At 49.0% G+C, this 13,755-nt stretch carries 8 protein-coding genes and 1 pseudogene; 4 read left to right on the forward strand and 5 right to left on the reverse strand.

The genetic code is table 11. From position 1 onward, the window contains the following. Window positions 1–2 precede the first annotated feature (2 nt). Both PBAL39_RS01820 and PBAL39_RS01825 read left to right on the forward strand, forming a co-directional pair. Entirely contained in the window at window positions 3–1,505 is a 1,503-nt protein-coding gene (locus tag PBAL39_RS01820; RefSeq protein ID WP_008237624.1) for a DNA polymerase Y family protein, read from the forward strand. A gap of 28 nt (window positions 1,506–1,533) precedes the next feature. Next, complete coding sequence (locus PBAL39_RS01825) at window positions 1,534–4,758, forward strand: error-prone DNA polymerase (RefSeq protein ID WP_008237625.1); 3,225 nt, start codon at window positions 1,534–1,536, stop codon at window positions 4,756–4,758. Between the two features lie 113 nt (window positions 4,759–4,871). Here the strand turns inward: PBAL39_RS01825 and PBAL39_RS25885 are convergent. From PBAL39_RS25885 to PBAL39_RS01845, 4 genes and pseudogenes are all read right to left on the reverse strand, one after another. Beyond that, a pseudogene (locus PBAL39_RS25885) lies at window positions 4,872–5,569 on the reverse strand (DUF2461 domain-containing protein). A gap of 65 nt (window positions 5,570–5,634) precedes the next feature. Beyond that, entirely contained in the window at window positions 5,635–6,717 is a 1,083-nt protein-coding gene (locus PBAL39_RS01835; RefSeq protein WP_008237642.1) for an efflux RND transporter periplasmic adaptor subunit, read from the reverse strand. A 63-nt stretch (window positions 6,718–6,780) separates the two neighbouring features. Beyond that, window positions 6,781–10,053 carry an efflux RND transporter permease subunit gene (locus PBAL39_RS01840; protein ID WP_008237643.1) on the reverse strand — a complete coding sequence of 1,091 codons (3,273 nt, stop codon included), beginning with the start codon at window positions 10,051–10,053 and terminating at the stop codon, window positions 6,781–6,783. Window positions 10,054–10,065: 12 nt separating this feature from the next. Further along, window positions 10,066–11,439: a TolC family protein gene (locus PBAL39_RS01845; protein ID WP_008237644.1), complete on the reverse strand. Its 1,374-nt coding sequence runs from the start codon at window positions 11,437–11,439 to the stop codon at window positions 10,066–10,068. Window positions 11,440–11,592: 153 nt separating this feature from the next. Between PBAL39_RS01845 and PBAL39_RS01850 the strand changes: the two genes are divergently transcribed. Next, window positions 11,593–12,612: a sensor histidine kinase gene (locus PBAL39_RS01850; protein WP_008237645.1), complete on the forward strand. Its 1,020-nt coding sequence runs from the start codon at window positions 11,593–11,595 to the stop codon at window positions 12,610–12,612. After that, entirely contained in the window at window positions 12,609–13,298 is a 690-nt protein-coding gene (locus tag PBAL39_RS01855) for a LytTR family DNA-binding domain-containing protein (protein ID WP_008237646.1), read from the forward strand. Before PBAL39_RS01850 ends, PBAL39_RS01855 begins: the two co-directional genes overlap by 4 nt. A gap of 48 nt (window positions 13,299–13,346) precedes the next feature. Here the strand turns inward: PBAL39_RS01855 and PBAL39_RS01860 are convergent, their stop codons facing one another. Next, window positions 13,347–13,709: a nuclear transport factor 2 family protein gene (locus PBAL39_RS01860; protein WP_008237647.1), complete on the reverse strand. Its 363-nt coding sequence runs from the start codon at window positions 13,707–13,709 to the stop codon at window positions 13,347–13,349. Between the last annotated feature and the right edge of the window lie 46 nt (window positions 13,710–13,755).

Below are 13,755 nucleotides of genomic sequence, written 5' to 3' on the forward strand. Positions count from 1 at the left end.
TCATGCAAAAGCGTTTTGTATCCATATGGTTCCCAAGGCTCATGTCCGACTGGATCGTCATCCGTCGCCCTGAACTGCTAAATACCAGGTTTGTATTTGCAACGCAGGACCATGGAAGGAAACTAATTACCGCCCTCAGTGCGGAAACAGAAAAGTATGGCATCAGGACGGGGACTACAGTAGCGGATGCCAAAGCCATCGTGGCAGATCTGGAAGTATTTGACGACAAGCCGGAAAGGGCTGAAAAGCTATTGAAGGCCATCGGCAACTGGTGCATCCGCTTCAGCCCTATCGTTGCTGTCGACCTCCCCGATGGATTGATCCTGGATGTCTCCGGATGTACACACCTCTGGGGTGACGAACAAGATTACCTCAGGGAGATCCATACCCGGTTGAGGGATAAAGGTTACCACATCCAACTCGCAATGGCAGACACCATTGGAACGGCATGGGCACTTTCTCATTTTGCAAAACATCCTACAGTGATGGAAAGCGGACAGCAGCTTCATGCGCTCCTGTCCCTGCCTGCAGCAGCATTGCGTCTCGAAGCAGGGACATTACAGCGCTTGCAGAAACTAGGGCTTAACCAAATCAGCAGTTTCATCAATATGCCCCGTTCTGTCCTCCGCAGGCGCTTTGGCGAAGAGCTGCTGCTCCGGCTTAGTCAGGCGCTCGGAATTGAAGAAGAATCCATCATCCCCATACAGGTCATCCCTCCTTATCAGGAACGGCTGCCCAGCCTGGAGCCCATCCGTACGGCTAAGGGAATTGAAATTGCCATTCAGCTACTGTTAGAACAGCTCTGTAAACGCCTGAAAGAGGAAGGTATAGGTTTACGAAACGCACGGCTGACCTCCTACCGCATAGATGGTAGGATCATCACAACCGACATCGGCACCAACCGCCCTTCCCACCATATCCACCATCTTTTTAAACTGTTTGAACTTAAAATACAAAGTATCGAACCTGCATTAGGCATCGACCTCTTTGTCATGGAGGCGACAAAAGTAGAACCTATATCCCCGGAGCAGGAAGTGTTATGGGCAGGTGACCTGGGCCTGAACAACCAGGGGCTGACGGAGTTACTCGACCGGCTCACGGTTAAGCTGGGTAATGATGTCATCCACCGCTACCTTCCTGCGGAACACTACTGGCCGGAACGGTCGCTCAGGATTGCGGCCTCCATCCATGAAAAAGCAGCTTCGGGCTGGCGCAGCGACAGGCCCCGTCCTACACAGCTGCTCCGCCATCCGGAACCTGTTGAAGTTACCGCCCCTATCCCCGATTACCCGCCAATGCTGTTCCGCTACAAAGGAAACGTTCACCACATCAAAAAAGCAGACGGCCCGGAACGTATCGAAAGGGAATGGTGGCTGGAGCATGGGGAACACCGCGATTACTACCAGGTGGAAGATGAAGATGGCCAGCGTTACTGGATCTTCAGGTCCGGGCATTACCAGGGTGAAAAGGGAAGCCGTTGGTTTATTCATGGCTATTTTGCCTAAATCCTCACATGAAGTGATATGAATTAACATGAGCTATACAGAACTACAGGTCACCACAAACTTCAGCTTTCTCCGCGGTGCTTCGCATCCCGAGGAGATGGTGGCTCATGCTTATGCGCTTGGTTACAAAAAAATAGCCATTACGGATCACAATACCCTTGCAGGTGTGGTACGGGCACATACGGCAACAAAAGGAAAAGAAATCAGCATTATCCCTGCCTGCCGACTGAACCTGCTTGATGGGCCAAGCTTACTGGCTTACCCTACGGATATGGCCGCCTATACCCGCCTCTCGGCATTGCTCAGCAAGGGAAACCTCCGTGCAGAAAAAGGGGACTGCCACCTCTACAAGACCGATGTTTATGAACATGCGGAGGGCATGAAGTTTATCGTCATCCCCCCTCAGGAGCTCAATACCCTGTTCGATTTTGATGCAGCCTTTAAGCAGGACTTAACCGAATACCGACAGGCATTGGGCAACTCATTGTACCTTGCCGCAACAAGGGCTTACCAGGGCAATGACCTGAAGAAAATGTACCGCATTGCACAGCTTTCTGCAGATCTCCACATCCCCATGGCGGCAACCAATGATGTCTACTACCACGATACCTCACGCCGGGAACTACAGGACGTATTGACCTGTGTACGTGAAAAATGCACCATCCACACCGCTGGATTCCGACTGCACAAGAATGCGGAAAGGCACCTGAAACCCATCGATGAAATGTTGCGCCTTTTCCGTCAGTACCCGGAAGCCATCAGGCATGCTCAGGAAATCGCCGATGCTTGTGAATTTTCGCTGAGTACCCTAAAATATGTATACCCGGAAGAGCTGACTACTGATGGCCGTACGCCACAGCAGGAGCTTACCCACCTCGCCTGGGAAGGTGCTAATGAGCGCTATGAAAACAACATCCCGGAAAGCATCTCTGCTGCAATCCGATATGAACTCAAATTTATGGAAGAGATGAACTACGCTTCCTACTTCCTGACGGTATATGACATTGTACGTTTTGCCCGCCAGCAGGGGATCTTATGTCAGGGGCGTGGCTCGGCAGCAAACTCCACCGTTTGTTACTGCCTGGGCATCACCGCCGTAGACCCCACTAAATTTGAGCTGCTGTTTGAGCGTTTCATATCCTCCGCACGGAATGAACCGCCCGATATAGATGTGGATTTCGAACATGAACGCCGCGAGGAAGTCATCCAATATATCTATAATAAATATGGGCGCGACCGTGCCGCTATTGTGGCAACCGTAACGCAGCAACATAAAAAAGGTGCCATCAGGGATGTAGGCAAAGCCATGGGCTTGTCGGTGGATACCATCAGTAGACTTTCTTCAGCCATCTGGGAGTTTACGGAAGATTGGTTTGAGCGCGACAGCATCCTGGAAAAGGGATTAAACCCCGACGATCCGCACTTGCGAAAAGTACTGCAGCTGACGGGTCAGATGATTGGATTTCCACGTCAGCTGGGCCAGCATACCGGCGGTTTTGTCATCACCCAGGGAAAACTCACCGACCTGTGCCCTATCCTGAATGCCCGCATGGATAACCGTACGAACATCGAGTGGAATAAAGATGATATTGATGCACTGGGCTTCCTCAAAATAGATGTCCTCGCCCTGGGGATGCTCACCTGCATCCGAAAATGTTTTGACCTCGCTAAAAAACATCACCAAAGGGATCTTACGCTCGCCAACGTGCCTCAGGATGACCCTGAGGTGTACCAGATGATCAGTCATGCGGATACGCTCGGGGTTTTTCAAATTGAAAGCCGCGCCCAGCAATCCATGCTGCCCCGCCTCCGCCCGAAATGTTTCTATGACCTGGTCATTGAGGTCGCCATCGTCAGGCCAGGCCCCATCCAGGGGGACATGGTGCATCCTTACCTGCGCCGCCGCAACGGTGAAGAAAAAGAAGAATATCCTTCTGAAGCATTAAGGGAAATCCTGAAGCGTACGCTCGGAGTGCCACTGTTTCAGGAACAAGCAATGAAAATCGCCATTGTGGCCGCAGGATTTACCCCTACGGAAGCAGATGAGCTGCGCCGGAGCATGGCCACCTTTAAAGTAAAAGGAATGGTCAGCACCCAAAAGAAAAAACTGATTGAGGGCATGATCGCCAATGGATATGAGGCGGCGTTTGCGGAACGCATCTTCAAGCAGCTGGAAGGTTTTGGAAGTTATGGTTTCCCGGAAAGTCATGCGGCGAGTTTTGCCCTGCTGGTTTACGTTTCTTCCTGGATCAAATGTCACCTGCCAGATGTATTTGCCGCGGGCTTGCTCAACAGCATGCCCATGGGTTTCTATCAGCCTGCGCAGATCGTTATTGATGCCAAAAAACATGGTGTTGAAGTGCGAGAGGCAGATGTGAATCATTCTGACTGGGACAACCTGCTGGAAGAAAAAAGTGGCGACTGGCATGCCATGCGTTTGGGTTTCCGCCAAATCAAAGGGCTTGCAGAAGATGAAATCCTGGCATTGATCCAGGCTAGAACTACTCCTTATAAAAACATCCATGAGCTCTGCGAAGCAGGTGTAAGTCAGTCGACACTTGAAAAACTGGCTGATGCGGATGCCTTCCGCTCGATGGGACTGGACCGGCGACAAGCTTTATGGGAGGTATCGGCGCTTCAGGACAGGCCCATTGCACTTTTCCAGGGGCAGGACTCAGAAAGCAAGTCGGAGCCCCAGATAGAACTGCCGCTAATGACCGCCGGGGAACATGTGGTGCAGGATTATGCTTCCACTTCTTTATCGTTAAAAGCGCACCCGGTCAGCTTTGTGCGGGAGCAACTCCGGTTATTACGCGTAGTTTCCACGGGCGAGCTCAGTGAAATTAAAGATGGGACACCGCTAAAGGTTGCAGGACTAGTGCTCGTTCGCCAAAGACCAGGAACAGCAAAAGGGGTCTGCTTCATCACCATTGAAGATGAAACGGGCTTCAGCAACCTCGTGGTTTTTCAAAAGGTATTCGACAAATACAGAAAGGAAATCCTGCAATCAAAGCTGCTGATGGTAGAAGGGCAGCTGCAACGTGAGGGTGAGGTGATCCACGTCGTCGTCAAACGCTGCTTTGACCTTTCCAAACTACTCAGAGGGCTGAGCAGCACTGCAGCCGATGATGAAACATTGCTCAGCTTATCACGGGCGGATGAACGGACGCCTTTCCCTGTTTACCCTAAAAAGGTAGGACTGCCTGATGAAAAGCAGGAACAGCTGTTCCCAAATGCCAGAAACTTCAAGTAACCTCTACAAGGTATTTCTTGTAATTCCCTCATCCTAACAAGGTAAGACATGAGCATAATTTCTTTCCACTACTTATCATTAATGCATTTTGACCTACGACAGAATGTTGATTATCATTCGCCGTTCAGATCTGTTGTTAGCACCTCGCTCATGTAATCAAAAAATGGCCGCATCGCCTGATACCCCTGGTCGACCAGCACCACAAATGAGGAATCGAGGACCTCTTCATCGCTGAATTTTCTGATCAGGCGAAACTGCTTGTAACGCAATAAATCAATTGCCTCATGATCCGCAGCATATCCTTTAGGCGCGGTGATCAGTTGCGTTCCGCGGATCTCCCCGAAGTTGCCTACAAATGAAGGACTACTGATAATTTTCCTGAGTGGTGCATCATCAAAGCTGATGTCATCACGGATCAGCTTCAGGTCACCGGCATTGGGTGCCTGGAAACCTCCACCGATATAACTATTTCCCGGCTCCAGGTGAAAAAATACCCGCCCCGGCGAAATTTGGTTGCCCTGGTAAAATTAGCACTCCAGTTTGTCTTATATGGGGTTTTGAACTTTGAAAAACGCGTATCCCTATAAATGCGGTGCAGGCTTTTCTTTCCAGATGGGGTCTCGATCACATCATGCACATTCAGTGCCAACAACAAACCATCTGCGAAGTCGACGATGTGCTGCTGTTCTTTCAAAAATTCATCTTTATGGGCATTGAACCATTCGCGGTTATTATTGTCCCCTATCTTTTTCAGAAAATCCATGCTCGAGGCGGGAACAATCGGAAGTTTGATCTTACTATTCACTTGCATAATGGCTCTCACATCAAAATGTGTGCTACAGAATCCGTCTATTAACAGTTAAACAACAAAAAAACTTACTTAACTTCCGTACCATCTTTAATTTCCTCTGATGCGATCTTTACCAACACTGAATGTTCATTGAGCGCACCAAAGACTTCCACTTTATCTTTAAACTCCCTGCCTTTCTGCACGGGGGTACGTGAGGTCTTTTTGTTCTCCACGGCAATCACAAACACCCCTTCACTTGAGGTCACTACTGCCGACTTAGGCACCACATAAGTACTGTCTTTTGCGTTCAGCGGCAGCACCACTTCGGCCACCATCCCTGGCAACAGTTGATTTCCTGTATTGGCCACATCCATCTCCACCCGTTCCGAGCGAAGTCTGCTATCCAGCGCACCTGATTTACGGGCGATTTTTGCACTAAAGTCTTTACCCGGCAATGAGCGTACTGTAAAATGCATCTGGTCGCCCACACTCAGGTAACCTGCGTAAGATTCCGGCACATATACCGACAAACGTAACTTGCGCTGTTCCTGAATGGTAAACAGCGGCAGCTCGGAACCTTTTCCTGAAGGACCTACATAAGCGCCCAGGTTCACGTTCCTCGCCGATACCACACCGTCAAATGGCGCGCGGATCTGAAGATATCCCAGAATCGACTGCACTTCCCTATAACTCGCCTTTGCCGCCTGCAATTGTGCGAAATCTGCATTTTTGCGTGCCTCCGCCTGCTCCAGGTCGTTGGTAGATACCGTCCCCTCTACCTTGCTGGTCTCCAGGAGTCTTTTATAGGTGCTATTGCTTGCGGTGTATACCGATTCCTGCGAATGTAACCTTGACTCAGCCGCAGTAACCTGAGAGATGGTTTCCGGTGCTTCCAGCACCAGCAGCAACTGCCCTTTTTTCACTTCAGATCCAATGTCTACCTTCAGCTCCTTCACGAAGCTGGTCACCTTGGCATACAGGTCCACCTGCTGGAAACCTACCAGCTCTGCCGGCATGGTCAGCTCCGTAGACAACTTTTCTTTTTTAACCTCAAAGGTCTCCATTGACGGACTTTCCTCAACAGGAACCGTTTCCTTTTTCTTTTCAGCACAGCTGGACAACAGCAGTGCCAGGCTGAAAACTGTGGTGGTGATGTATATATTTTTCATTTGTATGTTTTTCTTTTTTAAACTTCTGCAGCAATTGACTCCAAACCGAACTATTGCCTTTCTTTAGGAATGTGGTAAAGTCGAAATGTAGTGTTTACTTTCTTCATCCTCCGGATCGAGGGATACGGAATCTGTAGTCGACTTGCCCATTACCCATGCAAAGATCATCGGCAACACGATCAGTACGGTGAATGTCGAAAACAACAGTCCTCCGATCACGGCCCTGCCCAATGGGGAAACCTGCTCGCCACCTTCGCCATGGCCTATTGCCATAGGCAACATCCCCGCAATCATCGCAATACTGGTCATGATGATCGGACGCAGACGCAGGGAAGCGGCTTCCCTGGCCGACAAGACCGCATCGCCATTGTGCTTCCGCAGCTGCTCCGCATTGGTAATCAGCAACACCGCATTGGCGATGGATACCCCTACAGACATGATGATCCCCATATAAGATTGCAGGTTCAGCGTAGATCCTGTCAGTAATAGGAAGATTAAAGACCCCAAGACCACTGCCGGCACTGTGGTAAGAATGACAAAAGAGATTTTGAAAGATTGAAAATTCGCAGACAACATCAGGAAGATCACTACCACGGCAATGAGTAATCCCGACTGCAGGCTGCTCATTGTCTCTGTCAGCACCGTGCTCAAGCCAATGGGCTCAATGAACATCCCACGAGGCAAAGTGCCAAGCGCCTCAATTCGTTTGCCTACCTCCTTGGAGGCCGTCCCAAGGTCAGTATGGTCGATGTTTGCGGTAACAGAGATGTAAGGCATGGCACCAATGTTGTCATTTTCACCATAGGTTACCGATGGTACAATCTCTGCCACATCGCTCAACACCGGACGTGAATTGTTTCTCAAAACAGGTATCGCACCCATCTCATTTTCCGTCATCATCTTTTCCAGCGGCACCTGTACCTGAACGTTGTACGACAGTCCCGCTTTCTCATCCACCCAGGTATTTTTCTCCGTGTACCTCGATGATGAGGTGGAGGCAATCAGTGATCTCGATATGTCGCTCATGTCAACCCCCAGCTGTGCTGCACGTACACGGTCGATGTTGATGTCCAGCGCAGGATAGTGAATCGGCTGTGCAATCTGCACGTCCCTGAAGTAGTCCACCTGGTTCAGCTGGGCAATCAGTTTATTGGCATATTGCTCATTGAGTTTTTTATTTTTCCCTGCAATCCTAATCTCTATCGGTGTCGGAGAACCCTGGCTCAGTACTTTATCGGTCAGCTCTATCGGCTCAAAGGAAACTTTTAAATCTGGATAGCGTTTCTTGATCCTTGCCCTGACTTCATCTTTGAAAACATCCATATCGGCATGGTAATCTTTGAGGGCTACCTGAAATACAGCTTCATGCGGGCCGGCGGTAAACAGATAAATCGGTGATACCGAAAACTGCGCCGGGTGCTGACCAATATAAATGGATGAAATCGCAAGGTGGTCTTTGCCCACCATCTTTTCAATGTCCTGCAGCACCGCCTTGGCCTGATCTTCCGTACGCTCCAGCCTGGTGCCATCCGCAGCGCGTAACCGCAGTTGAAACTGACTGGAGTTGACCTTCGGAAAAACATCCTGACCAATCACATTTAAAAGCACCACCGCTAACGCCGAGATCCCCAGCAGGTACAATAAGGTCACCGGTTTCCGGAAATGAAACAACCTGTCGATCATCTTGATAAAACCGACCCTGAAACGTTCAAAACCACTCACCTTTCCATCATTGTCCATATCATCACGCATCAGTACTTCCTTCTGCGTGGTGACGTCCCGCTCCGATTCCGGGCTGATGCCAGAAGCATTAAATTCCGCTTCATCATCAGTAATCCCCTCCTGGTGCGCCACCTTCGTATGCGATTTCATCAACCAGTTGGCAAGGATCGGCACAAAAGTCTGCGACAGCAAAAAGGAAACCACCATGGCACAACCGATGGCCAGTGCCAAAGGCAGGAATAACGCTCCGGGGATGCCGGACATCATGAATGCCGGTGCAAAAACAGCGAGGATACACAACAGGATCAGCAGTTTTGGCAAGGCAATCTCCTTGCAGGCATCCCATATCGCCAGGGCCTTGGGTTTCCCCATATCCAGGTGCTGGTGTATATTTTCTATCGTTACCGTACTTTCATCTACCAGGATCCCGATGGCCAGTGCAAGACCGCTCAATGTCATCAGGTTGATCGTCTGCCCGAACAGTTTCAGCATCAACACAGCCGAGATGACCGAAATGGGAATCGTCAGGATCACGATCAGCGCCGCTCTTCGGTCGCCCAGGAAAAGCAAGACCATCAGACCGGTCAGCACCGCCCCAATCGCGCCCTCTGTCACCAGACTCTTTACAGAGTTGATCACATAAACCGACTGGTCAAATTCGTAGGACAGCTGTACATCATCCGGCAGTGTGCTTTGTATCGTAGGCAGCTTGGCTTTCAGCTGCTGCACCACATCCCAGGTAGAGGCATCGCCCGCCTTTGCAATGCTGACATATACAGAACGTTTGCCGTTCACCAGCGCATACCCGGCAGTCACGTCGGCTCCGTCTTTCACTGTCGCCACATCTCCCAGGTAAACATTTTGTACTCCCCCCTTAAACAAAGGAATTTTTTCGAAGTCCTTGACTTCCTTGATGGTATTGTTGGTCGGTGTAATGTAGTTCAGGTCTCCTATCCGCACATTTCCGGAAGGCGCCGTCTGGTTATTGACCCGGATGGCCTCCACAATCTGATCGGGTGTTAAGTTATGGGTACGCAACATCACCGGATCCACGTTGATCTCTATCGTTCTCGGGCTACCACCAAAGGGAGGTGGCGAAAGTAATCCGGGAACCGATGTAAAGGAAGCCCTTACATAAACGTTGGCTAGATCCTGCAATTCGTTATTGGTTTTGGTCTTGCTGCTCAGCACCAGCTGGCCCACCGGCAGTGACGAAGCATCAAAACGGATGATAAAAGGCGGCTGCGATCCGGGAGGAAACGCCGCCTGGATCCTGTTTGCCAATGCACTCAGCTCCGCTGCTGCCTGCGCCATATTGGTATCTTCATAGTAGGTGACCTTCACCAAGGTCAGGCCCTGAATATTTTTGGTTTCTATGGACTTCACCCCATTGGCAAAGAGCAGGATGTTGACATAGTTCTTGGCAAAATAAGACTCCATCTGGTTTGGGGTGTATCCACCGAAAGGGTGTGCCAGGTAGATCACCGGCAGGTTCATCTTCGGCAAGATGTCGACCTTGATGCTCTTGATGGCGCCGAGGCCGAAAAAGAAAAGTCCGGCAACCAGCACCAGGATAGAAATGGGTTTGCGAAGGGCAAAACGTATTAAATTCATTGAGCTACAGCTTTAAAATTCATTAATAAAAAGGTCGAAATCACCGGCGGCGGCGGCTTTCATCAGCAGCGACTGCCAGACATTGGTGTAGATGATGTCGCTGTCAATCTCAGCACGGTTCAGCGTATACAGCGTTTGGGTCACATCCACAAGGTTGGTCAGTCCGTTTTTATATAAGGTCGTCTTCTGCAGGTACGCCTGACGTGCTGCGCGGACCTGCCTCGGTGCCTCCCGGTAGTTATCCAGTGCAAACTTGATCTTCGCCTCTGCGGCATCCAGCTGAGTTTTCAGCTGCTGGTCTACCACCTCATATTCATTCTGTAATCCGGACACCGTATATTGCTGTGCGGCAACCCTCTTGCTGGCTCTGGCAATGGAAGTCAGGTTCCAGGTCAGCCCCAAACCAAACAGGTAATTCTGCCGGTTGGGATTGATGCCATCCAGGTAGTTCTGCGTAAAAGAATGTTGGTTGCTGGCATAGTCAGGATTAAACCCGGATCCCCTGGCCTGGTAAATACCGATCAGATTCAGGCTTGGATAATAGTCTTTTTTATAAAGTTTTAGTGCCTGACTGCCTGCGTCCACGCGACTCTTATAATATTGCAGCACTGGGTTCAGGGCGCTGGTGTTGGACAACATCGCATTAGGCACGCGCCTTACAAAACTGCTGTCGAGGGTAAAATCCCGAATATCGACCCCCATCAGGGCCACCAGTTTGTTGTTTTCTTCCTTCGCCCGGTCTTTCAGCTGGTTCAAAGAAATTACAGCTCTTGATACTTCCGCAGATGCCAATGTAGAATCTACACCCGGCAGCAGGCCATTTTTAACCCGCGCCGCGGCGATGTTTTTAAAGACGATCACGCGCTCCAGGTTTTTCTCCTGGGATAGGATCAGCCGCTGACTGGCCAGTAGGTTCAGGTAAGCGGCGGCAATTTTAATCTTTTGCTGAAATACTTCCTGCTCCAGGTCTTTCGCTGAGCGTTCCGCTTCGGCTTTGGAGAGGTTTACGCGTTCCCTGATCCTGCCAAAAGAAAACACTTCCCAGTTCACATTCACCAGGTATAAAGCGCCAAAGGCAGCATTCCAGTTTTGCTCAGGCAAAGGTAGTCCCGAAGAGGCCACCCCATACCCGCCGAAACCATACAAGGGACCGTTCTGCCCGTTCACGGTTCCATAATCCTGCTGTGCAGATAAGGTGACGTTGGGCAGGTAATCTGTTTTGGTCTGCTTCAGGCTTTCCTGTGATGCAGACAGGTAGTTGTTTTTTGCTTTGATGGTACCGTAATTGGCAACGCCCTGCTCAATGGCTTCCTTTAGTGTGAGGGTTTGGGAATAACCACGAACAGAAAATAATAAAAGGAGAACAATAAGCCACTTTTTAGACATCTGATTCTTTAGTTTGAATCAAAACTAAGTCGAATGCATTATAAATAAGTATGCTAAATGATGAATGAACCTTATAAATGATGAATTGAATTGGTCATTTATATCCACATCTTAATTGATTATATCCGTACTTTGTACATTCTAACAATAATAATGGCGTCAAAAAGTATATTGGAAAACAAATGGCTGCAGGAAATATCCATACTGGTATTTTCCTTCCTGCTGTTTACGGTCAACGACTGGATTCTGATCACCAGCTGGAAAAGTTTTTTTACCGGCTCGGTGTACTTCTTTATTTTATATAGTCATGCGCAGATCAACCGTTTTTTTGTGCTGCCTGTGCTGCTCCGCGAACACAAACCACACCTCTACCTGCTGTTGACAGCAGCGCTTCTCTTTGTATTTTCGATTCTCCTCTATGAGGTCTCTACAGAAATCCTTTATAAGAACTGCTTCCTGTATAAATCGTCCTATCAAAAGACTTATCATTTTCAACTGGGCACCCTTGCCGGAACCTTGCTTTGCATCTTAGGTTCCATACAAATCCTGGAACATTACCGGGAGCAGAAGAAAAAAACCAACAAGGAACTGCTACACAACCAGGCACAGCTCAATGTGCTGAGGGCACAGCTCAACCCCCATTTTTTGTTCAATACCTTCAATACCCTTTACGGCGTCAGTCTGCAATACCCGGAACGTTCTTCAGAACTGATCATGCAGGTTTCTCAAATGATGCGGTACCAGGTAGAAAACAATACCAAAGAGTTTATTCCACTGGATGACGAGATCGACTTCATCTCCAGTTACATCGAACTGGAAAGAGAACGGGTAGGTTACCGCTGCCAGATCGACTATAACCCTCAGCTGGAGTACGGGCATTACAAGATTGCACCCATGCTGCTCATTACCTTCATTGAAAATGCCTTCAAACATGGCACCTGTGCCATTGAAGATTGTTTTGTCCACATTGACATCCACATGGAAGGCAATGTATTACACCTCGGGATCCGGAATTCCATCCCTGAGAAAAAGAAAAAAGTGATCTCTACAAAAGTTGGCTTAAGAAACACCATTGAAAGTCTCAAGATCATCTATCCGGAGAAACATCATCTGGACTGCTTCGCCAGCGGAAGCACATATACGGTAAACCTCGAAGTAGAACTGAGCGCATGAGTACCCCAAAGAAATGTATCATCGTAGATGATGAGCCCGCAGCACACTACGTTCTGATCAATTACATCAATCAGAACCCACAGCTGGAGCTTACCCATCAATGTTACAATGGCATTGAAGCTTTGAACATTCTGCGCAATCATACGGTCGACCTGATGTTTCTGGACATTGATATGCCGGAGATTACCGGCCTTGAAATGCTGCAGACCCTGAAACAAATTCCTAGGACTATCCTGACCACGGCCTATTCAGAATTTGCGTTGGAGAGTTATGAGTATGGCGTTATTGATTACCTGCTCAAGCCGATCTATTACCCCAGGTTTGTGAAATCTATTGAACGTTTTCTTGCGCTCGATCCTGTGGAAAAGACAGATGCAGCAGAAATCAGTATTGAGGTAAAGGTGGATGGCCTGTTGCTGGAACTTCCTGTTAGTGAAATCCTATATGCACAGAGTTATGGCAATTACGTGAAGATTTTCATGTCGAACCGTGAGTACCTGGCCTCCATCACTACCAATCAGCTGGAAAACCTATTGCCCAAAGACCATTTCGTCCGGGTACACAAATCCTATATTGTCGCAGTTCAGAAGATCGAACAGATGGAGCGTGATAACATCATCCTGAATAAAGAAAAGATCCCTGTGGGCATTACCTACAGGCGCAACTTAAGCAGGTTATTGAGCTAAGGGAAAACGCAATTGATTATTTTCTATTAGTGCATAGGCCCAGAGTGCCTACTGATGCGGTACGCTGCTGGCGGCAATGACCAGCCATTCCTGATCAAACTTTTTCCATACCCGCGTAAACATCACATTGCTCTCAAAGGCTTCTCCAAGATAACTTCCCTGTATGAATTTAGAAACTGTGACCACTGCGGTATCGCCAAAAAACTGAATGCGCTGATCAGAAACAGAGACCGCAGTAATGTTCAGGTCACCACTCAGGTGTGAAGCCAGGTCTTCCTGTTTCGTCAGCACCATCCCCATCTGATTTACAAATACCAGATCCGCATGTAGCAGCTGATCCAGCACCGCCACATCGCTGTAGATGATGGCGTTAATCATTATTTCCTCCAGTTTTAAAAGCTCGTGTTCCATTTTCTCAGAACACCGACTGCATCATAAAGTTTGCGGTCCAGATATT

It is taken from the genome of Pedobacter sp. BAL39, from assembly GCF_000170795.1.
Taxonomy (GTDB): Bacteria; Bacteroidota; Bacteroidia; order Sphingobacteriales; family Sphingobacteriaceae; genus Pedobacter.

What these genes read in the sequence shown, in the direction of transcription:
- PBAL39_RS01845 (WP_008237644.1), bottom strand. Translation starts at nt 11,439, where the DNA reads ATGTCTAAAAAGTGGCTTATTGTTCTCCTTTTATTATTTTCTGTTCGT.
- PBAL39_RS01825 (WP_008237625.1), top strand. Translation starts at nt 1,534, where the DNA reads ATGAGCTATACAGAACTACAGGTCACCACAAACTTCAGCTTTCTCCGC.
- PBAL39_RS01855 (WP_008237646.1), top strand. Translation starts at nt 12,609, where the DNA reads ATGAGTACCCCAAAGAAATGTATCATCGTAGATGATGAGCCCGCAGCA.
- PBAL39_RS01835 (WP_008237642.1), bottom strand. Translation starts at nt 6,717, where the DNA reads ATGAAAAATATATACATCACCACCACAGTTTTCAGCCTGGCACTGCTG.
- PBAL39_RS01850 (WP_008237645.1), top strand. Translation starts at nt 11,593, where the DNA reads ATGGCGTCAAAAAGTATATTGGAAAACAAATGGCTGCAGGAAATATCC.
- PBAL39_RS01820 (WP_008237624.1), top strand. Translation starts at nt 3, where the DNA reads ATGCAAAAGCGTTTTGTATCCATATGGTTCCCAAGGCTCATGTCCGAC.
- PBAL39_RS01840 (WP_008237643.1), bottom strand. Translation starts at nt 10,053, where the DNA reads ATGAATTTAATACGTTTTGCCCTTCGCAAACCCATTTCTATCCTGGTG.
- PBAL39_RS01860 (WP_008237647.1), bottom strand. Translation starts at nt 13,709, where the DNA reads ATGGAACACGAGCTTTTAAAACTGGAGGAAATAATGATTAACGCCATC.